The organism is Actinacidiphila glaucinigra (assembly GCF_900188405.1).
Taxonomy (GTDB): domain Bacteria; phylum Actinomycetota; class Actinomycetes; order Streptomycetales; family Streptomycetaceae; genus Actinacidiphila; species Actinacidiphila glaucinigra.
The window spans coordinates 170,051-192,675 of sequence record NZ_FZOF01000013.1; the positions used below are offsets into that span (position 1 = coordinate 170,051).

The following is a 22,625-nucleotide window of genomic DNA, read 5'->3' on the forward strand; positions in this document are numbered from 1 at the left end:
TCGGGTCAATAACTATGACCAGCATCGCCTCGTTGATGTGACAGGCCCGCGGAGGCGCCATCCCTCACGACGGCAGGCAGCATCACCGGAGAACGATGACGGTCTTTCCAGTGGCGTGCCCGGTACGGGCCTTGGCCACGGTGGCCGGTACGTCGGCGAGCGAGATTTCGGCGTCGATACGAACGCGCAGGTCTCCCTTGGCTGCGAATTCTGCGAGCGCAGTCAACGTCTCGGTGGTGGGGTCGTTGGAGATGTTGACGCCGAGAATCAAGCTGGCGGCCAGAGCATCGGGGTCGGTGGCGTAGTTGGTGCTGATCAAAGTCCCACCCGGGCGAAGCAGGCCAACCATGGGGCCGATGTCGCCTCCTGCGGGAGTGATGAGGTCGAGGACGGCGTCGATGCCGCCGGGATAGGCGGCGGCCACTTGCTCATGCGTGGGAGCTCGGGTGAAATCAACCACGGTGTGGGCACCGAGATCGCGCAGGTACCCGGCGATGTCGGGTGTTCCGGTGGCCAGAACGCGGGCCCCGGCCCGGGCGGCGAACTGGATGGCCGACTGCCCCACCCCGCCGCTTGCCCCGTTGATCAGAAATACACCTGTCTGGAAGAGACGTGCGGCTGCAACAGCCTGGTAGGCGGTCACGCTCGCAGTGGGAAGTGCTGCGGCAAGCGCGAAGGATAGCCCTTCTGGGATGCGCGCGACCTTGCCGTCCTGCTCGGCGAGGGTGAACTCGGCGTAGGAACCGAAGCCTTGAGGTAGCCGCATGAACTGTCCGTAGACGCGGTCACCGGGTTGGAAGCGCGTCACGCCCGGGCCCGTCTTCTCGACGACGCCGGCTCCGTCTGACCCCATGACCAGGGGGAAGGTATGCGGTGTTACGTCCCTGAGGGCGCCGTCGGCTACTTTCCAGTCGAAGGGGTTCATCCCGGCTGCCTGCATACGCACCAGGAACTCGCCGGGTCCGGGTTCGGGAGTGGGCAGGTCCACCAGCTCTGGCCGGGCTGCGAAACCTGGGACGACAACGGCTTTCACATCGAGAACCTTTCAAATGGGTGGCGTCATATCTGCATGTACGGCGCGATGCGAACGGCACGGAACCTCGTCCGCTGCGTCGGGCAAGTCGCGTCGCTTTGGAACGCGATTGTGTGGGACAGCAGCCCTGTCCTGGGATCAGCCCGCAGTGGGACGCGGGGCCCTCAAATGCCGGTGTTCCCCAGAAGACCCCCATCAGACGAGGACGGCACATGCTGCCGCCGATCGGTCCGGAACTCTGGGACGGTGCCGGCTGTGACCCCCACATGATCGCTTACGGGAACCGTCGATGCTTTTGTTGCGGCATCCCTGGAATTTACCGATGGGCTGTCAGTTCTCCGTGTGCGCCAGGGGCGCATCAGCCAGGAATTCCCTGGCCCGTATGACCAGGCGGTACGCGTCGGCTTGGGACAGGCCAATGATCTCAGCGACCCGCGCGTACGAGCAGTCGTACGCCTCGCGGAGCACGTAGGCTGCCCGCTCCGCGGGAGTGAGCTGCTCCATCAGCGTCAGCGCCGCAACTCCTAGCGCCTTCTCATTCGCGGCGCCCATAGGGGGGTCGTTTGTGGTGGCGACGGGCTCCGGCAGCCAGAAGCCGACATAGCTCTCCCGGCGGACTCTCGAAGCGTGCAGTTCGAGCATCGCCAGCCTGGTCACCATCGTGATGAGGGACGCCTGCATGTCCTGCACCTCAGTGTGGTCAGAGGTCCCCCAGCGCAACCAAACGTTCCGGAGGACGTCCTCGGCTTCGCGAACACTGCCGAGCATGCGATAAGCGATCCCGAACATGAGCTTGCGGGCGTCGTCGAAGACGGCCTCCGCCTCCCGGAGGTCATCCGATGCCGGGTCCGGATTCTCCTGGTCCGAGCGAGCGCCCGGGGGTCGGGGCGGCATCGTCGTCTCCAGGCTGGGCGCGGACATCGGGGACTCCCTTTAGTGGATGGCACCCATTGAGGGCGATGGCTCCATCCTCGGTCCCCGATACTCCTCCCCGAGCCCTGGAAGTCCGTGGTCAACTCCGTGGGGGTCCCGGTGTCTCGCGTGCCGGCTCCCCGCCGGATCGAGCGGTGGCCGTGTCGGGGGCGATCGCGAGAGCGTTTCGCAGCGCGCGCCGTGAGCTGATCCCGAGCTTGCTGTATACCTTTCGCAGGTGCCACTCCACGGTGTGCGGGCTGATGAACAACTCCGCCCCGATCTTCGGGTTGGTCATGCCGCCGGCGGCAAGAGTCGCGATCTGTGACTCCTGGGGGGTCAGGGCGCTCGAGGGCTTGGCTTCCCGTACCTTGACGCGTTCGCCACAGGCGAGCAGCTCACGGCGAGCTCGCGCAGCGAACGCGTTTGCCGGCATCCCGTCGAACATTTCGTGTGCCGTGCGAAGGTGTTCTCGGGCCGCCGAACGGCGGCTGGCCCGGCGTAGCCACTCGCCGTACAGCAGGTGGGTGCGTGCCATCTCCACGGCGACGGCCACGCGGTCGCGGCGGAACTGTTCGATCGCGATCCGGTACAGACCATCGGCCTCGTCGCCCTCGGTGAGCAGAGCCTGGCTGCGAGCGGTCACGCCACGCGCCCATCCGGTATCCGCGGCGCGGGTGAGTTCGACCAGCCGGGCGAGCGAGTCGCGGGCTTGGCCGAGCTCGCCGCACCGGGTCGCAGCCTCGACATGTTCGACCAGCGACAGGCCGGTGAAGTTGAACCCGTCGTGTTCGATGCCGGAACGAGCGGCGACCAGGGCCTGGTCGTAGCGACCCAGGCCGTTGAACAGTACGCCTTGGATGTAGCCCGCGGCGCCCAGCAGGGACACTTCGCCACGTTGTGTGGCCCTCGCCTTGGCTTCCTCGATGATGCCGGCGGCAGCGTCCTCGTCGCCTCGCCACGCGGCCAGGACCAGGGTCGCGTACTTGTGCGGAGCGTGGCCGGTCGCGGCGGCGATTGCGTCGGCTTCGTCGATCATTCGGCCTGCCTCGGCGAAGTCGCCGGTGTGAATACGCACTCCACCGGCGTAGATCAGTGCGGGTGGCAGCACGCCGAGCGCTCCGATGTCGCGAGCCAGGCGCACCGCACGAGTCGCCAGTGCGTCCCATGCGGTCAGGTCCCAGGCATAGTGGATGAAGGCCTCCAGGGCAACTGGGACCAGGAGAAGCCAGCGCATCGTCGCTTCCCGGGTGCCGAGTTCCTCGTGCAGGAGAGGCTCCAGTGCACAGCGCAGTGCCGGCCCCCCGGTCGCGTAACCGCCAGCAAGCAGGGTGGCCACACCGTCCAGGAGCTGGTCGGCGGCCTTGGATCCCGAAGGGGGCGCCCCGGACCCGCGGGCCGCGATCGCCGCAGCGCGGGCACCTGCCGGGCCGTGGACCCTGCCTGCGAATATGGTCGCGCCGATTGCCTCGAGGTAGGTCTCCCTGGCAAGCGGCGACTCGGCGGCCGTGAACTGTGCGGCGGCATCGAGGAGCAGCGGTGCCGCTTCGTCGCTGCGGCGGCGGGCGAAGAGGATCCGGGCACGCAGGCGCGCCACGCGGGCTCGGTCCAGGGGCCCGAGGGGGCTCAATTCGGCGAGCGTCGCCTGCTCCGTGGCACGGTCGGGCGAGGCGGCCGAGAAATGTGCCTCGGCGGCCGCGAGAGCTCGGCTCCCCCGCAGCCAGGGGTCCGGCGTCACCTCGGCCGCGCGCTCCAGCAGAACCGCCTCGGCTGCCATGCCACCGCGCTGCCGCGCCCGGTCGGCGGCCTGCTCCAGCCCCGCGGCGACCTCTTCGTCCGGCCCGTCGACGGCCTGCGCCGCGTGCCAGGCGCGCCGGTCGGGATCCAGGACCGGATCCGTGGCCTCCGCCAGCGCCCGGTGCACTGCTCGGCGTTCCTCGGCGTCGGCTTGGTGGTAGACCGCGGAACGGACCAGCGGGTGCCGGAACCGAAGGGACTCACCGAACTCGATCAGTCCGGCCGCCTTGGCCGGTGCGGCATCGGGAGTGATCTTCATGGCGGCGGCCGCACGGACCAGCAGGCGCGCGTCCCCGACGGGTTCCGCCGCGGCGATCAGCAGCAGCGTCCGGGTCGACGGCGGCAGCGAACCGAGCCGGCCGACGAAGTCCCGCTCCACGCGACTCGACACCGGCCCCTGGACACCCGGGGAACTCGAGCCGAAGCCGTACGCCAGCTCGGCGGCGCTGCGGCCGCGGGAGAACTCCAGCAGTGCGAGCGGGTTGCCATCCATCTCGGCCACGAACCGGTCCCGGACCCGCCTCTCCAGCCGCCCGCCGACGGCGGCCTCCAGGAGCTCTCCGGCCGCGGCGGCGTCGAGACCCCCGAGCCGCATCTCCGGCAGACCACCGAGTGCGGCCTGCCCCTCGGGGTCGCGTACCGCGAACGTCATCGAGACCGCCTCGGCGAGCAGCCGCCGGGCCACGAACTCCAGTGTCTGCAACGACACCTGGTCCAGCCACTGGGCGTCGTCGACCACGACGAGCACCGGCCGGGTCTCCGAGGCCCGGGTGAGCAGCGTCAGCACGGCGAGACCGACCAGGAAGCGGTCGGGCGGATCTCCGGCCGCCATCCCGAACGCCACGCGGAGGGCGTCACGCTGGGGTCCCGGCAACGCGTCGACCTCGGCCAGGAACGGCGCACACAGCTGGTGCAGGCTCGCGTAGGGCAGTTCCATGTCGGCCTCGATGCCCCGCGCCCGGGTCACGGTCACCTCTGACGCCCGCGCGACCGCGTACTCCAGGAGTACCGACTTCCCGATGCCCGCCTCGCCACGGATCACCCGGACCCGGGACTCACCTTTGCGCAGGCCGACCAGGAGGTCGTCGAGCTCCTTGCACTCGCGATGCCGGCCAACCAGGTCGGGAAGCGCGCCGGCGGTCATGCGGGGGCTATCGCAGAACGCGGAGACGATACGACACCGTCCCCTTCGATGTGGTGCGAGCCCACCGCCAAGGGGGCGTTCGTCGGGACAGACATGATGTTCTCCGAAGTCCTGCGGGTGACGATTGCAGTGACAAGACGCGTGAGAACGGCCGAAGTTCGATTCAAGGCGTATGGCTCACGTCACAGTTGCCGCCGGAGCGGGGTCGCTTTCGGTGCCACATCCCAGGGCCGGCGCCGGGTGCGCGACCTGCCGCGCCCTGGGGTGGAACAGACGTAGTCGGTGTACACGTCCGTCGGTGTCCAGGCTCATCAACCACGCCACCGCGGGCGGGCAGTGGTCGGGGTCGTCCGCCGGATTGAGGATGTCTGTCTCCCAGACGGTCAGCGACCTGCCGGCCACGGTGTGCACCAGACGCTGGCGTACACCGGCGGCGATGTCCCGGTTCATACTGCGCACGAGGTGGCGCCGGCCGCCTACGGCGTCTTTGCCGCGCATCAGCATGACCTCCGGGGACCAGCGCTCGGTGAGCAGGTCGCCGAAGTCGCCTCGTTCGGCGGCGGCAAGTGTTTCGGTTGCCTCGATCTCGCTGGCGCGGACGCGCTCGGACGCTTCCCCGTGGGCGGCGTCCGTCGTAGCGGTGAGAGCTTCGGCCAGCTTGGTCCGGCCCTGGCTTATCCGACTGCGGACCGTCCCCACCGGAATGCCGCAGGCCTCGGCGATCTGCTCGTAGGAGGTGACGCGGAAACTGAAATGGCGGAGTACCAGGGGTAGGCGCAGCGCGGGAGAGAGGTTTTCGATCGCCTCCCAGACCCAGTTCCGCAGCGCGTTCTGCTCAAGCCACTGCTCAGGAGATGCCGTGGCCGAGGCCACTGGCACATTGGCTTGCGGCACCAGGTGAGCTGCGTTTCGCAACAGCGAACGGCAAGCGTTGCGCACGATCATACGCAACCACGCCCCCACGGCCGTCGGGTCGCGGACTTCGCCCACGCGTCGGAGCGCGGTCACGGTGGCTTCCTGCATCACGTCGTCGACGTCGGGGCCCGGCCCGAGAAGACTCAGCGCCACGGCGGTCATCCCCGCTCGGTGCCGTTCCAGAAGCAGACTCAGGGCAGTGATCTCCCCCTCCTGGGCGGCATGTGTGAGCTTGGCGTCCTCGATGCGCGCGGCATTCGCTTCGTCCATCACCGTGCTCCTTCGCGTTCACACTGTTCTGGTTCGCTCCTCGCCTCAATTGCTGTCAGGAGCTCGCTGCAGCGGAGCCGCTGGCTACGGTTCATGCGAGTAGCCCCTGGTGGGAGGAAACACACTGTCAATGGTGTGCAGTCGCGGCGGTGGCCCCGCGAGGATCTGTGTGGCGCACTCCGGTGCCCACCTCGGCCTGTGGGCGCCCCACCGACTCGCCGGACGCACCGTACCTGCGCTGAAGCTCATCTCGCGATCGCCTCACTCGTCTCCGACTGGTCTGCACAGTGGGCCGTCCACCTCCGCACGAGCCCCCGGGTTTCCTCTGGTCCGCGACCGGCTGCCCACTCAGCCGCCAGCCGAACTTCCCCCTCATTCACCCGCGCGCCGACGCGTGGGTTCCACGGTGGGTTGGGGTGCGCTGCACAGCGAAGCACCAGTCCCAGGAACGTGTCAAACAGGTCGACATTGGACAGTGTGACGGAGAACAGGTCACCACCTGATGAATTGCGCACGCCGTCACCATAATTTCGCCCCTGACCCGCTCTTAACTGGCAAGACCGGTACAGCCGCCTGCCGCCTGCGGTGATGCACACCACCAACAGTCTGGGATGGCCCACGCATGAACGAGGTCGACAGCGCCCCGGTGAGCTGGTCGCAGTGGCGATCCGCCCGTCACCGCCGGCGACGACTCCGAGGTGGGGCACTAGTGCTGGGCTGCAGCAAGCGATGACCGAGAGTCGGAGGTGGCGGGTATTCCTTGTTCGACCCAAACGACCTTGCCTTCCGGCATCAGTCGAGATCCCCACCTGCGCGACATCTGAGCGACGAGGAGGAGGCCGCGCCCGTTCTCGTCCGTGGAGCGTGCTCGACGTGGGCGCGGGGCACAAGCGTCGGAGTCGGACACTTCGCAAGTCAGAACGCCGTGTCGTTTCAGGCACAAACGGATCGGACCGGTGCTGTGGCGTACGGCGTTGGTGACCAATTCGCTGACGATCAGCTTCGTGGAGTCACTGAGGCCGTCCAGGCCCCATATGGTCAACTGACCGGCCGCCAGGTCGCGGGCGCGCCGGACGGCGGTCTCGTCGTTGGGCAAGGTCCAGGAGGCGATCTGGGCCGCGTTCAGGGATCGGGTCTTGATGAGAAGCAGGGTGGTGTCGTCGCACGATGCCTGCCCAGAGATGGCGTCCGTGGCGCGCGTGCAGAGTTCCTCCAGGGGCTGGCCTGGTTCCGCGAGGATGGTACCCAAGCGGCGCATGCCGCTCTCGATGTCGCCGCCGCGGGTCTCGATCAGACCGTCGGTGTAGAGGGCGAGGAGGCTCCCTTCGGACAGTTCCATCTCCACGGCCTCGAAGGGGTCGCCGAGACCGATGCCCAGGGGCGCGCCAGCGGGGAGGTCGGGGAAGGTGACCCCGCCTTCGTGGTCGACGATCGCGGGCGGGGGATGCCCGGCCCGGGCCATGGTGCACACGCGTGTGGCAGGGTCGTAGACGGCGTACAGGCAAGTGGCGCCTACGGCGCCGGGCATCGAATTCAGGTCGTCGCCGTCTGCCTCGGCCAATCGCTGGACGGTGTTGTCGAGATGGGCCAGCAGTTCGTCGGGAGGCAACTCCATGTCGGCGAGCGTGCGCACAGCGGTTCGAAGCGTGCCCATGGTCGCGGCGGCGTGCAGGCCATGCCCGACCACGTCGCCGACGACCAATGCCACCCGTGCACCTGACAGCGGGATCACGTCGAACCAGTCGCCACCCACCCCGTGGTCCATGTCGGCCGGCAGGTAGCGCGATGCCGCCTCGACAGCCGTGCCGCCGGTCAGCCGACGCGGCAGAAGGTTGCCCTGGAGGGTGAGGGCGGCGGTTTGCTCGCGGGCGTACCGACGGGCGTTGTCCAGCGCGACGGCGGCACGATTGACGAACTCTTGCGCCAACAGCAGGTCGGTTTCCTCGAACGGCGTCCGGTTCTCGGTGCGGACGAACATGACCACTCCCAGCAGCGCGTTTTGCATATGGACGGGCACGACCATCAGCGAGTGCATGCCGGTCTCGCGGAACCGCCGGGCCAGCGCCGGGCGCCCTTCGACCCAAGGTCGCTCTAGGTGCTGTTGCAGGTGGGGCTTGCCAGTGCGCAGGACGACGGCCAGCGGTGACGCGGACGACATGGGGACCGACTCACCGCGCCGCAACGGGGATTCCGGCACCCCCCGGTGAATCGAGGCTTGCCCGGCACGACGCAGCACGGGAACACCACGGGCCGCGGCACCGATGTGGACAGCCGGCTCTTGGCCGAACGGGACGGACTGCTCCAGGTCAACAGCGACGTAGTCGGCGAGCAGGGGCACGGCCAGGTCGGCCAGGCCCTGGCTGGTCTGCATCACATCCAGGCTTTCACTCAACCGCGTACTGGCCTTGGCGATGGTGGCAAGGTCCTCGCGCATCCGCCGGCTCTCGGTTACGTCGGCGCTGATCACGCATACACCGACGGTTTGACCGTCGGCACCCAGGAGGCAGTGATAGGCCCCGGCGAACGAGTGCTCCCGCCCTGGGGCAGCGGGCAGCCACGCCCGGTACTCGTGCACTTTGGTGTCGCCGCCTTGGAGGACCTGCCGCATCAGCGCCTCGATGGCTTCGGCCGTGGCGCCAGGTGCTGATTCGGTGAGCCGACGCCCCAGCCGCCGGTGCACGGGGACGCCGTCGTGCTGTTCCATCACGTCGTTGGCAAACATGCACAGAAGGTGAGGGTCCCGGATGACGACCCCGATAGGCGCGCGGGCGAGGAGCGGGCCGCGGGCCAACGTGCTCAGCACATCCCCGGACAACGCCCCTGAATCAGTCAGTGAGGCCAGCCAACATGTGGTCCCGCCCTGGCCTCGCAGTTCCGTGATCCGCAGACTGACGTCCACCAGGTTGCCGTCGCGACGGCGCACTGCTGACGCCCCCGGCCAGCCGTTCTCAGCAAGGAGGCGCTCCACGAAGGTATCGGTGGTGGCTGCTCCGCCGAAGGACGGCACCACCAGGGCGGCCGAGCGGCCGACGATGTCCCCGGCACCGTAACCGACGAGCCGTTCGGCGGCCTGCGTCCACCCGACAACCGTGCCCGACTCGTCCAGCAGCGCGAAGGCTGTGTCGGATATGCCGAGCCCATCGAATTCATTACCGAATGTTATGTGCCGGAGGCTGTCCGTCGTCATCGGAGTGCTGTCCTTGCGTCGCCGGGAAGGGAAAGGCCTGATTTAGACCCCTTTGGTTGAATGTCAAACCGGCTCCCCGTTTCGTGACAAGCTTCCCAAAATACTACGAACAGCCACTACACGATAACGTTCAGCATCGAGCGGCCCACGGCCGGGACATGACGCCTGCGTGCCGCATGGCGTTGCCCTGGCGGCAGATCCACCGGCGCGAGCGACACGCCACAGGGGTTATCGGCGGCCGAAAGCGACCGCTCAGCGTTTATCGGACTACTCACTGATGCTTGCGGTCCACAGAACCGCTCCTCTACGCGTGGGAGCCCGCAGCTCGAGAGCGGAGAGACAGCCCGCCTGACTCGGCGCGCGCCCCTCTGTGGCCGCCAATAGCATGGTGATCACGAGTTGGAGGCCACTCATGCGCACGCGCGAAAAGTCAGACTCCCTTGAGCAGGCAACGAGGGATTTCATGGCAGCGCGTCCCCAGCTTTTCGGCATCGCCTATCGCGTCCTCGGCAGTGCCGCGGAGGCCGAGGACATTGTCCAGGAGGCGTGGCTGCGATGGCAGGCCATCGACCATGCCGACGTCCAGGAGCCGACGGCGTTCCTGACGACGATCACTACCCGTCTGTCGATCAACTGCGCCAAGTCCGCCAGAATGCGACGCGAGTCCTACATCGGGCCCTGGCTTCCGGAGCCGGTCGACACCAGCGCGGATCCGCAACTGGGGGCGGAGCGGGCAGAGGTGCTCGACATGGCGGTTCTCTTCCTCCTGGAGAAGCTGAACCCCGTGGAACGGGCTGCCTACGTGTTGAGGGAGGCCTTCGCCTACCCGTACAAAAAGATCGCAGACATCCTGGAGACGAACGAACCCCATACGCGTCAGTTGGTGAGCCGCGCCCGGAAGCACCTGGCAGCGGAACACAGAGAGCCTGTCAGCCCGGCCGCTCACCATCGTCTGCTGAAGGCGTTCGTCGCGGCGGCGCAATCCGGTGATCTGGCGTCGCTGGAGGAGCTTCTCGCGGCCGACGTGGTCAGCTATGCCGATGGTGCAGGGATACGCGGGGCGTCCAAGATCCCGATCGTGGGGCGGCCGCATGTCTCGAAGACCCTTGTCGCATACTCCCCGCGGTTCTGGCCGGAGAGGGAAATCCGCTGGGTGGAGGCCAACGGAAGGCCGGCTGCCCTGGTGACATGTCACGGTGCCGCGGTGGCTCTCGTGACCGCAGATGTGTCGGAGCGCGGTATCGAACGCATCATGTGGGTGGTCAGCCCGGCCAAGCTGGCCAACTATGCGGCGACTCTGGCCGATTGAGTCTGTCAGGAGCTTCAGCCTCGGCCGGCCCCCTCCCGCGGTCTTCGAGGCCAGTGGAGCGTCCTCGCGCTGCACGCGAAGGGCGCACTTTCCCCACGTCAGCGAGCATGCCCCTGCGGTGCCTACACTCTCCCGTCCATCACACTGTTGTGATGGTGACTGTCAACCGCGTCACACTGCACCTCCACGCGAACTGTTCGCGTCGTTACCTCCGTGTATGCTGCATTCATGTCTGAAGGCGTCGCAATCACCGGTATCTCAATAGTCACAGGGGCCTCGCGTGGCCTCGGCGCCGTGATCGCCCGACGTCTCGCGGCCAGCGGACACCCGGTCGCCGTGGTGTACCGGTCGGGGGCTGAAGCCGCTCGCCGGGTGGTGGCGGACGTACACTCCGCCGGTGGTATCGCCCAGGCTTTCGCCGCTGATGTGACCGACGAGGCCGCCGTCACAAATCTCGTGGCGGATGTGACTGACCAACTCGGCCCGGTTGCCTCGCTGGTCATCAACGCGACAGGCCCGCAGCACGACGTGCATCCGGCAGCGCTGACCTGGCAAGACCATCTCGCCCAACTCCTGTTTTTCGTCAAAAGCCCCACGCTCCTGATGCAAGCGGTGCTGCCGACCATGCGCGAGCGCGGTGGCGGCCGGATCATCCAAATCGGCTCGGATGTGCTGGAGCGTTCCGTGCCCGAGATGGCGGCCTACACGGCGGCCAAGGCCGCACAGCACAGCCTGACCAAGTCGTGGGCCCAAGCACTCGGCCCGTTCGGGATCACCGTGAACACCGTCGCCCCTGGTTGGATCCCGGTCGAACGGCACGCCGGTGTCGACCGCGAAACCCTCGCCGCATACGCGGCGGAAGTACCACTGGGACGCATGGGTCGACCAGAAGACGTCGCCGCCGCTGTGGCTTTCCTCGTATCGCCGGACGCCGGCTTCATCACCGGTGAACGCATCAAAGTCAACGGTGGTATTGCGATCAGCTGATGGTTGATCAGCTGGTGCGATGCGCACGTGGAGCGTCGTCGAGCGACTCCAGCCGGAGGCGTCGTGGACTCCAACTGCCTTGATCGGATGCCCCCAGCCCGGTTCGTCGCCCAGACCGCAACGCCCCAACCTCGGCGAACAAGGCCGATTGCTCCACGACACCAACGCCGGCACCTGGGCCCTGCTCCAGCCCTACCGGCGCGGCCGGCGGGTCCGGCAAGGCGGCCCACGTTCCCTCCGGGACCTCATCGAAGACCGCCTCCGGGGTGGCTCCACGATGGATCCCTCAGCCGGTGACACAGGGGCACCGACCAACGCGGCTCCCGGAGGCTTTACATCTTGTCCGCCCAGATCTGTCGGGACGCCGACACGGGGTCCGCCACCACTGAGACGGGCACGTCCCAGATCTGCGTGAGCGCCTCGTCCTTCCGGTACTGCGGCCAGCCAGGGTCGCCGGTTGCGGCGAAAGCCGTCAACGACCTGCGGAACTCGTCTGCCAGGCCGACAGCCTCCGGCGGGAGTGAGTCGCCGAAGAGCATGGCCGCCATCGGGCCGTGGAAATTGCCGAATGTCAGCGGTACGTCGAGCAGGTGGCAGGCGCCGAGCGCCCCGCCGAACACCGGGGTCGGCCAGGCCACCTCATAACACCAGCTGCGGCCGGAGTGCTCTTGAGCGCACCACGTCGACGGCATGCGGAAGAACGCGTCGGACTGGATGAGGATGTACAGATCGGCATCGGAGACGCCTGGGTGCGCGGCTCGGTAGCCGTCGAGAGGAACGCCGTGCGCCGCCGCGACACCAGCGACGTCAATGGCGGACAGGTTTTCGCTCATCGCCATGGCGAAGAATCGGTACTCGTCACGGGTGTACCCGGTCATGAGGTCGACCTCCGCACGGAGGCCCCGCCAGGGCTGGTCACGCACCACATCCCCATCCACCACCAGTCCGTAGGGAGTGACCTCGCCCTCCCTGGACTGCACGGCGTGGATCGCCTCGGACGCCACGCCCGCGAAGGCCTCGGAAGTGAGCGGAACACCGAGCGCCGCCGCGATCCGCTCTGCCGTGTCCCGCGCCCGCTCTTCAGGCAGAAAAGCCGCTGTGACGCTCTGTCCAATGGCCCGGCCGAACAGCCCGCGGCCGGCCTCGGCGGCCGTCAGCGCCGCCACGGCGCTGCCCCCCGCCGATTGTCCGAAGATCGTCACATTGCCCGGGGCCCCACCGAAACGCGCTATGTTCTCCTGCACCCAGCGCAGGGCCGCGAGTTGGTCGAGCAGTGCCCGGTTCTGCGGCGCGTCCGGCAGCCAGCCCAAGCCCTCGAAGCCGGTGCGGTAGTTCAGGGTCACCAGCACGACGCCCGAGCGGGCCAGGTTCGCGCCATCGAACTCGGGCTGGCTCGCGGAACCGAAAATGAACGCTCCCCCGTAGAGCCAGACCATCACCGGGAGACCGGCTGCCCCGGGATCGGGCGTCCAGACATTCACGGTGAGGCAGTCGGCATCGTCACCCGGGTGCCACAGCGCGGGCAAAGGAGGCATCTGGGCCTGCGGGGGCGAGGCGCTGAAAGCGGTACCGTCGAGGACGCCGTCCCACGGCTGCGGCTGCTGCGGCGCCTGGAAACGCCGGGGGCCGTCGAGAGGCGCGGCGTACGGGATGCCCCTGAACACGCTGACACCCTTGTCCGTTACGCCTCGCACGGCGCCCTGGATCGTTTGCACGATGATATTTTCCATACTGAAGCCCGGCTCCGCCTTCATGGAATACGAACGTCCGGATGCTACCTCCGGACCAGTGGGCAGCAAAAAGCTTTCACTGAATGAAAGTTTGGGCCCGGCATCCCCAGTCGCCGAGTCCACGCGGGCGCGGATCTCAGTCGGTCGATATGACGACGGTCTACGGACCAGTGACGCGTCGTTCTCACGATTACGTCCGAAGCGATCACGTGATGCCGGGGGCGATTTCGCCACAGCTCTCCGACGTTGCACTTACGTCAGCCCTACTGCGGTGAAGTTAGCGTGCCGCTGGAACGCTACAAAGGTGGTCCGTACCTACGCATTTTGCGCCGGTCCTCACGATGGGACGACAATGAGAATTGAGAGCCGCCTGGCAGAGATGGGCCTGGAGCTTCCCGAACCCATGCAATTGCCTCCAGGTGTCAGCCTGCCCTTTCCATGGGTCAGGATCCTCGGCGACCGCGCCTTCGTCTCCGGTCACGGGCCACTGATGCGCGATGGCTCGCTTCCTTCGGTTCTGGGCAAGGTGGGGGCGGAGGTGTCGCAGTCAGAGGCCTACGACGCTGCACGCTCCACAGCCCTCGCTGTCCTGGCGAGCTTGCGTGCGGCTCTCGGCGATCTGGACCGTGTCGTCGCCTGGCTCAGGGTTTTCGGCATGGTCAATGCCGCACCCGGGTTCACCTCGGCGCCGGCGGTGGTGAACGGTTTCTCCGATCTGATCCTGGAACTGTGGGGGCCTGAGGCCGGCAGTCATGCCCGGTCGGCAGTCGGCCTCGCGGAGCTTCCCTTCCGGATCCCGGTGGAGATCGAGGCCGAGGTCCTGATCCGCTGAGCTTGCCCCGCCATCCGGGTCGGGCGGCTGGGCGGCCTGTCGACCGCAGCGGGCTGGTGCGGAGGGTCGTACGGCCTTGGCGTGAGCATGTACGTTGGCGAGGCGTTGTTGATCACGCCAAGACCGCGAAGTGCCTCTGCTGCACGACACTGTTCGCGTCGAGTCCCTGACCGTGCAGACCCGGTTGGCCGCGGTTCGGGAGAAGGGTGACGACTGCCCCGGTGTGATGTCAGTCGCGGAGGAAGTCCAGGGCCTGCTGCACGAACGTCTCGTGGTACTGGAAGATGCCGCCGTGGCCGGAGTCGGGGTAGACAGCGAGCCTCGCGTCGGGAAGCAGCTCGGCGAGGCGGAGGGTGCAGGCCGCTGTGGGCCACATCGTGTCGTTGTCGCCGTTGACGACGAGTGCGGGCTGCTTGACGGCTGCCAGGCCGGCCGGCGAGGTGTCCTGCTCCCACGTGGTGAGCGCGGCGAGCTGGGCGCCGATGGCCTCGTTGGAGATCGGGGTGTCGCGGTCATCGGCGGTGCGCTGGTCCAGACGGGCGAGGAAGGAGTCCGCGGCTGCCTGGCTGGCCGACGACGGTTCGAAGAACAAGAAGTGCTTGGGGTGCTTGCCCAGCTCGGTCGCCTTCTGAATGGCCGTCTGGAGCGTGGCGCCGGTGGCAGCCGGGCCCTGGGCGCCGGCGGGCGCGGTGGCGGCCAGGATGATCCGGCGGACGCGCTCGGGGTACTGCTGGGCGACGACCTGGGCGACGATGCCGCCCAGGGAGTAGCCGAGCAGGTCGACCGTGTCCAGGCCGAGGGCGTCCAGGAAGGCGACGGTGTCGTCGGCCATCGCCTCGAAGGTGTCCGGGGTGGTCCCGCCGGAGCGGCCGACTCCGCGCAGGTCGACCATGATGACGCGGCGTTCGGCTGCCAGGCCGTCGACGACGGCGGGGTCCCAGTCGTCCAGCACCGCGGTGACGTGGTGCAGGAGGACCAGCGGAACGCCCTCGCCCGTGCCCACCTCGCGGTAGGCGAACGGGGTCCCTGCGACGTCAACGGTCCTGGTCGGAGCAGAAGTTGCGGTTGCTGCGGACATGGTGGAGTCCTTCCCTCGCACTCGATGCCGGCGGGCCTGCCTGACATCCGTAAAGTGGCGCTCGTTTATATAACGAATTCCGATGTCGAGCCAAACTTTCATTCAGTGAAAGTTTTTTGCCGCCCGCCGGTCCGGAGGTAGCATACGGACATTCGCATTCCGATTGGGAGCAGAGCCGGGCTTCAGCGAGTTTTGTGCACAGCAGTGGCGGCTGATTGAAGTGTGATTGCTGGAGGACTTTTTCGAGGAAAAGCCATCCCCTTCCCTGATCGGACGCGAGCGCCGACCCACGTGGCGGGCGGCCGGGTCCGCGACAGGCGAAAGACCCATCCCTGATGAAAGGTGGAGCTCCACCTGCGTCCCCTGACGAAACCCGGCCGGGGCATCTTCGTCACGGTGCCGCTTGTCCAGCTATGCGAAGTGAACTCATCGAACACCCGCTGATATCGGCCTCGGCCGCCCTGTGATCGGCGCGGCCCGCCTGATCCCTCTGCCTACCCGAAAGCCTTTTTCATGTCACTTCCGGCTCTGCTCCTCGTCCATGGTGCCTGGCACGACTCCCCCGCCTGGCAGCACCTTGCCTCGTGTCTCCCCGATGTGGACGTGAGGACCGTTCGCCTGCCGAGTACCGGGGAGGACCCAGAACTCCTCGGGGACCTGTACGAGGATTCGGCTCGCATCGAAGCCGTCCTGGAGGAAATCGGAGGACCGGCGGTGGTCCTCGGCCATTCCTACGGGGGAGCGCCCGTGTCGCAGACGCCGGCGAGGCCCGGCATCGTGCGGGTGATCTACCTGGCAGCGATGATGCAGGACGTCGGTGACACGGTGCTGACACCGACGGGAGGCGTCCATCCCCCGTACTGGGACGTCCATGAAAGAGAAGGCGACCGTCCGGGCTGCTTCGGCGTGTCCGATCCGGTGGAAGTGCTGTACAACGGCGTCGACCCACAACTGGCGGAGTCCGTCGCGGCGACTCTGCGCAAGCAATCCCTCGCTTCGGTCACCCAGCCTCTCACCCGGGCCATCTGGCACGACGTGCCGAGCTCCTACATCGTCTGCGAGCGGGACCGCGCGATTCCTGCCGCGTTCCAGTACTCCATGGCCCGGCAAGCCGAACGCGTGCGTCTGATGGACAGCGGGCACTCGCCGTTCCTCTCGCACCCGGTGGAACTGGCCCGCCTGATCCGCGAGGAGATGGCCGGCTGAAAAGCCGTGCGATGGGCGTCGGCACGACCGGCGCCGCCCTGGCAGCCCCTCCACGGCGACGCACGGTGTGTCTCCTTCTACGTTGCTTCGCGTTGCGGGATGTGTTCGGCCCAGATGGTTTTGCCCTGTGGATGGTGGCGGGCGCCCCAGCGGCAGGTGAGTTGGGCGACGATGAACAGGCCCCGGCCGCTTTCGTCGAGGGTGCGGGCGCGGCGCAGGTGGGGGGTGGTGGTGCTGCCGTCGGTGACTTCGCAGGTGAGACGGGTGTCGCAGCGGATCAGGCGGAGATGCACCGGTGGCTGGGAGTGGCGGATGGCGTTGGTGACCAGTTCGCTGACGATCAGGACGGCGGTGGGGGCGGCCTCGTCCAGGCCCCATGCCGCAAGCTGGGCAGTGACATGTTCGCGCGCGACGGAGACCGCCGCTGGATCGGCGGTGAGGTCCCACGACGCCACGGTGGTCGTGTCGAGTGTGCGGGTTCGCGCGGCGAGCACGCGTAGTTGACGGGGGCCACCCTCCGCCGCAAGGGCCCTCAGGGCCGTATGGCAGGTGGCCGCGAGCGAGGACTGCGGCTCGATGCGTCGTTCGCGCACGGTGGATTCATCGGTCCTGGTCCTGGTCCCGGCCCCGGTCCCGGACCCGGTTGGCTTTGGCGAGTGCGTGTGCAGCAGGAGCACGCTGCCTCTGCCGAGCCGGATCTCCGCGGTCGTGACATGTGCTCGTGCGCGTCCGAGTGGTGTTCCGGGGGGCAGGTCGACAGCGATGGTCACACCTTCGGGGCTGATGACGATGGGCGCGGGGTGGCCGGCGCAGGCGAGGGTGCAGTCTGCCGTGACGGGGTCGTAGATCGCGTACAGGCAGCTTGCCGTGACGTCGTGGGCGGCGTCGTCCGGTTGCAGCCGGTGGAGGACGTCCTGGAGATGGATGAGCGTCTCGTCCGGTCGCATGTCCATGTCCGCCAGCGTTCGTACCGCGACGCGGAGTTCGGGCACCAGAGTGGGGGCCGGCTCTCCGTCTTCGGTCACGCTGCCGGCGACCAGCGCCACCCGGGCTCCGGACAGGGGGATCGCGTCCAGCCAATGGGCCTGTGGCCTTCCGTCGTCGGCCCGGCCGTATGCGAGTTCCACGGCTGCCGGTTGCGGCAGGCGCCCGGGCGGTGGTCCCTCGGCGAGCAGGGAAGCGCACAGATCACCGGCGTCCTGACGTGGTGCAGAGGCGATACGGCCCGTCGCCTCACCGCTCGGGGCAGGTACGGCGAAGGCGCACCTCGCCTTCTGGCGGATCCGGACTCGGCAGATGACCAGACTCATTCCCAGGGACAGGAAGGCCGCGGTGACGACAACCGTCCGGCCGCCCTCCGACACGCCTGGAATGGCGAAACCGTAGATGGCCACACTGGTCGCCAGCGTGGAGGCTCCGAAGATCAGGGTGTGCCTGAGGGGCAGCAGGGCTGCCGCCATCACGGGTGTCAGCACCAAGTAGTCCGACCAGCGGACCAAGCCCACTGCGGAGGCCTTCAGTTGCAGTGCGCAGGCCGCGGCGAGATAGACGGCGAGCAGTGCACCCGGGTGCCGGAACAGGAGGAGTCTGGGCGTGGCCATCCTCGTCACCGTCCCTTCTGATGTCGTGCGCAGTGCCTGCGAGACGATGCGCATGATGTGCGGCGCAGGGTTCGGGATTCTCTGCGCGGGCGTGCGGGCCTTCGGACTGTGGACGTTCACGGTGACGCCTGTTCGGAGTGGATGGGGTGGGTTGGATGATGGACGGCGACAAGGGCCAGGTCGTCCTGGAGGCTCCCGCCCGCATGCCGGTCCACATCGACGCTGACGTGCTGTACGAGGCAGTTGGGGCAGTCCCAGGTCCACGTATCGGCACGGTCGAGTACGGGGAAGAAGTCGCCTGCGAAGTCGCGGGCCTCTGCCAGGCCGTCGGTGTAGAGGAGCAGCGTGTCTCCGGGGCCGAAGGCAACGGTGTCGAGGCGGAAGGCGCCGGGAGTGTCCGCTGCGAGCCCCAGCGGCGGGGCGGGCCGGGCGACGGGCAGCAGGGTGATCCGGCTGCCCTGGCGCAGCAGAGGCGGCGGGTGCCCGCAGCTGACCACTCTGACGATCTCTTCGTCGTCGGGGAATTCGATCAAGAGGGCGGTGATGAACCGCTCGCTGCTGTCGGCGTCGATCGGGGCGAGCTCGCTCAGGTGCCTGCGGACGCTGCGTTCCAGGGAGGCCGCAAGCTCCGGGAGGGTGCGGTACTGCTGGGCTGCCTCCCGGAAGGCGCCCAGGACGGCAGAGGCGTCACCGATGGCCGGAAGGCCCTTTCCGCGCACGTCTCCGATGAGGAGGCGTGTGGCCTGGCCGGTGCGGGCGGCTGCGTACAGGTCGCCGCCCACCAGTGCGTGGGCCGCCGCGGCGCGGTACATCGAGGCGACGTGCAGGGGGCCGAGCTGCGCCGGGATCGGCCGCAGCAGTACCCGTTGGGCCGCTTCGGAGACGGCCCGTACTTGGGCCAGTTCACGCAAGTCGCGGTCGTGCAGGGCCCGGGAGGCGACGACGAACACGGAGACGATGAGGACCGCCCCGATGTGAATGGGCAGCAGCGGTGAGTGGAGCAGGCCGTCGTGGCGGTCCACGAGGAACACCGCCGCGGCAGCCAGGAGCGCGATGACGCTCGTGAAGCGTGTTCGCGCGAACGTTCCCGTGCACGAGGGGGCCGCCACGAGCAGCGGGGACAGGTGAACCGCCAGGGGGGCGAACGACGCACCCAAGGTGATGGCCGCGATCAGCAGGAGCGGAGGCACAGCCTGGCGGCGCAAGCCCGGGGGTCCGGTGCCGCGGCCATGAATCCTCGGCCGCTTGGGGCTTCCGGGGCCGGACGCTTGGAGCAGGCGGGTTCCGTCATCGGTCGCGGGCGCGAAAGCGGGAGTGCGCGGGAAGTGCGGCACTACGAGTCTGGGGAGCGGCCGGATTTTCCTGGAAGGAAGGTGTCGTATAAACATGGCGCGGCTTTCGTGCCATCGCGGTGTGGAGGGGTGAGTTGCGGCCCCAAGGGCCCGCCGGCCGTCACAACCGGTGATCGTCCGGTCCGCGGGGCCTTCGGCGCCGTACGGGCCGGAGGCCGGCTCGGCAGACCGTCCCCTGGACGACGCCGGGAAGGGCCCACAAGGGCGCCTGCGGGGCGTACTCCATGACCTGGCGGGCGAGTCCTTCGATCTGACGGCCGGCCAGGAGGTCCGTGGCGGGCCGTCGACCGGCCCGGGAGGTGTTCACTCGCGCAAGACGCGGGAAACTCTTCGGGCCGCCGCACGAACGGCGGGAGCGAGCGTCTGGGGGGATTGACTGCCTGCCCTGAAGGCGATCGAGATGGCCGCCACGACCAAGCCGCCCGCACCGTGGATCGGCGCTCCGACGCAGTGGACGTCCGGCCCCACCATCCTGTCGCTGCTGGCGTAGCCGTCCCTGCGGACCTCGGCCAGCAGGGAGCGGAGCCGGGCGGGAGAGGTGACCGTGTTACTGGTGTAGCGACGCGGTGGGGTGCTCAGGTACTCCTCTTGAACGTCGTCGGGCGCGTGCGCGAGCAGGACGAGTCCCGCTCCCGTGGCGAATGCACCGAAGCGGCCTCCCACCCGGCTGTCGGCCTGCGGGGCGCCCGGCGCGCTCAGTCGCTCCAGGAAGACGACGTCCAGGTGGTCCCGCACGGAGAGATGGATGTGCTGCTCCTTCGTGACGTCGTACAGGTCTTGCAGGATCGGCAGGGCGGCATCGCGCAACGGGAAGCCACGAGGCGCGAGGGTGGCCACCTCCCACAGCCGCAGACCCACCCGGTAGCGCCGGTCGGGCCCGCGCTCCAGGGCTCCCCAGGCGACGAGTTCGGCGGCACGACGATGAACCGTAGGCAACGAAAGGCCCGTTCGCCTGGACAACTCGGTGAGGGTGAGTGCGGGGTTTTCGTGGGAGAAGGCCCCGAGCAGCGCAAGGACCTTGTCGGTCACCGACATGCCGTGCTCATCGGACATGTCCATTCCCCTTCCTTGGTCTGCGGGACGGTCTCCGCGCCGTTCGCCGGGCGCCCGGCCACCGTCCCTCCCCGCACGACGACCTGGGCCGTCGTGCGGGGTGCGTCGGGCCACCGGGCGATGCCGGGGCCCGCTTGCTGTCAGTGGACGGTTGCGGCGGCCTTCTTGATGAGGTCGGTGACGATGCCGGGGTTGGTGACCTGCGCGGCGTGCGGGGTGTCGGCCTCGACGGTGTGGGCGTGCGCGCGCTTGGCCATGAAGCGTTCGGTGGCGGGCGGGATCACGTGGTCGTCCTTGGAGACGAGGTACCAGGACTGGATGGTCTTCCAGGCGGGGTCGCCGGAGGCTTCGCCGAGTGCCTCGGGGGCGGCGGGGCTCTGGGTGGCGGCGAGTTCGGCGGCGGTCCTGCCGCTGACGCGGTTGCTCAGGAAGAGGTTGCGGTACTGGTCGGCCTTGGCGTAGAGGTCGACCCCGGTGGTGCCGTCAGCCTTGGTGTAGGGGACGGGGGTGAGGGCGGTGGGGACTTCGGCGTCGGGGTCGTTGCTGATCTGGGAACCGGGGAACTTCGCGGTCAGGGTCTTGACGTCCTCGCCCTTGTCCGGCGCGAAGGCGGAGATGTAGACGAGCGCCTTGACGTTCTTGTTTCCGGTGGCCGCGTTGGTGATGACCGTGCCGCCGTAGGACTGGCCGACCAGGACGACGGGGCCCTGGATGGTCTTGAGGTACGAGGCCAGGTAGGAGGAGTCGGCGGACACGCCGCGCAGACCGGTGGGCGGCGCGACGACCGGGTAGCCGTCGGTCTGGAGGCGGTTGATGACACTCTTCCAGCTCGCGGCGTCGGACCAGGCGCCGTTGACCAGGACCACGGTCGGCTTGGGGGCCGAAGGGGTGTGGTGGGCGGGCGCGGCGGACGCGAACGCGGTCACGCCGCCGGCGAGGGCGACACCGGTCGCGCCGAGAACGGCTGTACGGAACGTACGACGGCGAAGCATGGATTTCTCCTGATGTGATGGTGTTGTTGCGGCGGGCACACACGCCCGCGCGGGTGGGGCACGCGACGATCGCGTCCCCGGGAGAGCCACCCCCGTGAGTGGCGGGGGTGTCGCGCCGAACCGTCCACGACGGGCGGCGCATTCATGAGGTCGAAGGCCGGCAGATCAGGGCCGGCGGGATCCCGCGCTCCGCGGTCACACGCGGGCTGGGCTGTGCTTCTCGGCCCAGGTCAGTGCGTAGTCCGCTACTTCCTCCCAGCCGTCCTGGCCGATGATGAAGTGCGAGCGTCCGGGGAACTCCTGGTAGTCGGTGACGGCGGACGACTTGCGGTACAGCCGCCAGTTGGCCTTGTTCACCTTGGGCGGGACGATGTGGTCGGCCTCTCCCGCGATGAACAGCAGCGGGGCCCGGCGGCTGTTGCGGAAGTCGATCCGGGTGGCGGCGCGGGGGTTGAAGTTGGCGAACGCCCCCTGGAAGAGGACCCGGGCCGAGCCGGGCACGGCGTAGCGCTCGTAGCGGGCCTCGGACTGGCTCTCGCTGAGCGTGTTGGTGATGGCGTAGTGGAACTGCCGCGCCGTCAGGGAGACCGCCTTGTTCTTGTTGGCCGGGTTTCCCAGCACCGGCCACGCCGACTTGAGGGTCGACAGCGGCAGCGGAAGCACGCCCTTGACGGCTGCCGAGTCGATGGCGACCCCGGCGCTGCCCAGGCCGCGGTCGAGCAGGATCTGCACGATGGTGCCGCCGAACGAGTGGCCCATGAGGATGGGCGGATGAGGCAGGGCGCGGATGATCCGCTCGTAGTGGTCGACCACCTCGAGCAAGCCGACCCCCGCGATGCCCGAGGGGTCGCGCCGCAGTTCCTCCACCTCACGGTCGAGCCCGGGCCAGGCGGGAGCCATGACTCTGTACCCCCGGGATTCGTAGTGGTGCTTCCACCCTTCCCAGCTGCGCGGGTTCACCCACAGGCCGTGGATGAGCACGATCGTGCCGGCCTCATCGGCATAGGGCTCACTCATGCGGACCTCCAAAACGAATAGAACGTTCTGTTCACTTAAGCTAATCCAGCCGATGCCCGCACGCAACCGGTGCCGCGAAAGGCACGGCGCGAAGCGCGTACGGGCACGTGTCGAGCACGAATCCGGACCGCGCCAGGCCGGCAGTGCACACCGGACTCGCGCAGCGATCCCCAGACTGTCGCCGGAGGCACCGGACGCACATCCGTCGAA

At 68.2% G+C, this 22,625-nt stretch carries 16 protein-coding genes; 4 read left to right on the forward strand and 12 right to left on the reverse strand.

Translation table 11 applies throughout. From position 1 onward, the window contains the following. Positions 1-82: 82 nt before the first annotated feature. From CHF15_RS24910 to CHF15_RS24930, 5 genes are all read right to left on the reverse strand, one after another. Positions 83-1,033: an NADP-dependent oxidoreductase gene (locus CHF15_RS24910; RefSeq protein WP_245939028.1), complete on the reverse strand. Its 951-nt coding sequence runs from the start codon at positions 1,031-1,033 to the stop codon at positions 83-85. A gap of 330 nt (positions 1,034-1,363) precedes the next feature. Then, on the reverse strand, positions 1,364-1,954 hold the full coding sequence (locus tag CHF15_RS24915) for a sigma factor-like helix-turn-helix DNA-binding protein (RefSeq protein WP_245939029.1): 591 nt from the start codon (positions 1,952-1,954) through the stop codon (positions 1,364-1,366). 91 nt (positions 1,955-2,045) lie between these two features. Beyond that, positions 2,046-4,886 carry a helix-turn-helix transcriptional regulator gene (locus CHF15_RS24920; RefSeq protein WP_089226103.1) on the reverse strand — a complete coding sequence of 947 codons (2,841 nt, stop codon included), beginning with the start codon at positions 4,884-4,886 and terminating at the stop codon, positions 2,046-2,048. Positions 4,887-5,063: 177 nt separating this feature from the next. Continuing rightward, complete coding sequence (locus tag CHF15_RS24925; protein WP_089226104.1) at positions 5,064-6,071, reverse strand: RNA polymerase sigma factor; 1,008 nt, start codon at positions 6,069-6,071, stop codon at positions 5,064-5,066. Between the two features lie 706 nt (positions 6,072-6,777). Continuing rightward, positions 6,778-9,258, reverse strand: coding sequence for a SpoIIE family protein phosphatase (locus tag CHF15_RS24930; protein ID WP_089226105.1), 2,481 nt, complete (start codon positions 9,256-9,258; stop codon positions 6,778-6,780). Between the two features lie 412 nt (positions 9,259-9,670). On the opposite strand from CHF15_RS24930, the gene CHF15_RS24935 reads away from it, so the two are divergent. Continuing rightward, entirely contained in the window at positions 9,671-10,567 is an 897-nt protein-coding gene (locus CHF15_RS24935) for an RNA polymerase sigma-70 factor (protein WP_089226106.1), read from the forward strand. 228 nt (positions 10,568-10,795) lie between these two features. Then, the gene (locus CHF15_RS24940) at positions 10,796-11,554 is read left to right on the forward strand and encodes an SDR family oxidoreductase (protein ID WP_089226107.1); all 759 of its coding nucleotides are present in this window, start codon (positions 10,796-10,798) and stop codon (positions 11,552-11,554) included. Positions 11,555-11,886: 332 nt separating this feature from the next. On the opposite strand, the gene CHF15_RS24945 is transcribed toward CHF15_RS24940, so the two are convergent. Then, complete coding sequence (locus CHF15_RS24945; protein ID WP_220093328.1) at positions 11,887-13,308, reverse strand: carboxylesterase/lipase family protein; 1,422 nt, start codon at positions 13,306-13,308, stop codon at positions 11,887-11,889. A gap of 328 nt (positions 13,309-13,636) precedes the next feature. Here CHF15_RS24945 and CHF15_RS24950 point away from each other — a divergent pair, with 328 nt between their 5' ends. Continuing rightward, a complete protein-coding gene (locus CHF15_RS24950; RefSeq protein ID WP_089226108.1) occupies positions 13,637-14,116 on the forward strand; it encodes a RidA family protein in 480 nt (159 codons plus the stop codon). Between the two features lie 229 nt (positions 14,117-14,345). On the opposite strand, the gene CHF15_RS24955 is transcribed toward CHF15_RS24950, so the two are convergent. Continuing rightward, positions 14,346-15,194, reverse strand: coding sequence for an alpha/beta fold hydrolase (locus tag CHF15_RS24955; protein WP_089226109.1), 849 nt, complete (start codon positions 15,192-15,194; stop codon positions 14,346-14,348). A 513-nt stretch (positions 15,195-15,707) separates the two neighbouring features. On the opposite strand from CHF15_RS24955, the gene CHF15_RS24960 reads away from it, so the two are divergent. Then, the gene (locus CHF15_RS24960; RefSeq protein WP_089226110.1) at positions 15,708-16,400 is read left to right on the forward strand and encodes an alpha/beta hydrolase; all 693 of its coding nucleotides are present in this window, start codon (positions 15,708-15,710) and stop codon (positions 16,398-16,400) included. 77 nt (positions 16,401-16,477) lie between these two features. On the opposite strand, the gene CHF15_RS24965 is transcribed toward CHF15_RS24960, so the two are convergent. The 5 genes from CHF15_RS24965 to CHF15_RS24985 all read right to left on the reverse strand — a co-directional run bounded on the left by CHF15_RS24965 (position 16,478) and on the right by CHF15_RS24985 (position 22,415). Next, entirely contained in the window at positions 16,478-18,121 is a 1,644-nt protein-coding gene (locus CHF15_RS24965) for an ATP-binding SpoIIE family protein phosphatase (RefSeq protein ID WP_143681633.1), read from the reverse strand. Beyond that, on the reverse strand, positions 18,118-19,206 hold the full coding sequence (locus tag CHF15_RS24970) for a PP2C family protein-serine/threonine phosphatase (protein ID WP_245939030.1): 1,089 nt from the start codon (positions 19,204-19,206) through the stop codon (positions 18,118-18,120). Before CHF15_RS24970 ends, CHF15_RS24965 begins: the two co-directional genes overlap by 4 nt. Positions 19,207-19,656: 450 nt before the next feature. Then, on the reverse strand, positions 19,657-20,412 hold the full coding sequence (locus tag CHF15_RS24975) for an IclR family transcriptional regulator (RefSeq protein WP_220093329.1): 756 nt from the start codon (positions 20,410-20,412) through the stop codon (positions 19,657-19,659). A 134-nt stretch (positions 20,413-20,546) separates the two neighbouring features. Beyond that, positions 20,547-21,398: an alpha/beta fold hydrolase gene (locus tag CHF15_RS24980; RefSeq protein WP_089226112.1), complete on the reverse strand. Its 852-nt coding sequence runs from the start codon at positions 21,396-21,398 to the stop codon at positions 20,547-20,549. A gap of 195 nt (positions 21,399-21,593) precedes the next feature. Then, positions 21,594-22,415 (reverse strand): alpha/beta hydrolase, encoded by an 822-nt coding sequence (locus CHF15_RS24985; protein ID WP_089226113.1) that lies wholly within the window; start codon positions 22,413-22,415, stop codon positions 21,594-21,596. Positions 22,416-22,625: the final 210 nt, after the last annotated feature.

Excerpts from the sequence above, each read along its gene's own strand:
- CHF15_RS24920 (WP_089226103.1), bottom strand. The coding sequence starts at position 4,886 with ATGACCGCCGGCGCGCTTCCCGACCTGGTTGGCCGGCATCGCGAGTGC.
- CHF15_RS24975 (WP_220093329.1), bottom strand. The coding sequence starts at position 20,412 with ATGGACATGTCCGATGAGCACGGCATGTCGGTGACCGACAAGGTCCTT.
- CHF15_RS24930 (WP_089226105.1), bottom strand. The coding sequence starts at position 9,258 with ATGACGACGGACAGCCTCCGGCACATAACATTCGGTAATGAATTCGAT.
- CHF15_RS24955 (WP_089226109.1), bottom strand. The coding sequence starts at position 15,194 with ATGTCCGCAGCAACCGCAACTTCTGCTCCGACCAGGACCGTTGACGTC.
- CHF15_RS24950 (WP_089226108.1), top strand. The coding sequence starts at position 13,637 with ATGAGAATTGAGAGCCGCCTGGCAGAGATGGGCCTGGAGCTTCCCGAA.
- CHF15_RS24985 (WP_089226113.1), bottom strand. The coding sequence starts at position 22,415 with ATGAGTGAGCCCTATGCCGATGAGGCCGGCACGATCGTGCTCATCCAC.
- CHF15_RS24960 (WP_089226110.1), top strand. The coding sequence starts at position 15,708 with ATGTCACTTCCGGCTCTGCTCCTCGTCCATGGTGCCTGGCACGACTCC.
- CHF15_RS24925 (WP_089226104.1), bottom strand. The coding sequence starts at position 6,071 with ATGGACGAAGCGAATGCCGCGCGCATCGAGGACGCCAAGCTCACACAT.
- CHF15_RS24980 (WP_089226112.1), bottom strand. The coding sequence starts at position 21,398 with ATGCTTCGCCGTCGTACGTTCCGTACAGCCGTTCTCGGCGCGACCGGT.
- CHF15_RS24945 (WP_220093328.1), bottom strand. The coding sequence starts at position 13,308 with ATGAAGGCGGAGCCGGGCTTCAGTATGGAAAATATCATCGTGCAAACG.
- CHF15_RS24935 (WP_089226106.1), top strand. The coding sequence starts at position 9,671 with ATGCGCACGCGCGAAAAGTCAGACTCCCTTGAGCAGGCAACGAGGGAT.
- CHF15_RS24915 (WP_245939029.1), bottom strand. The coding sequence starts at position 1,954 with ATGTCCGCGCCCAGCCTGGAGACGACGATGCCGCCCCGACCCCCGGGC.
- CHF15_RS24940 (WP_089226107.1), top strand. The coding sequence starts at position 10,796 with ATGTCTGAAGGCGTCGCAATCACCGGTATCTCAATAGTCACAGGGGCC.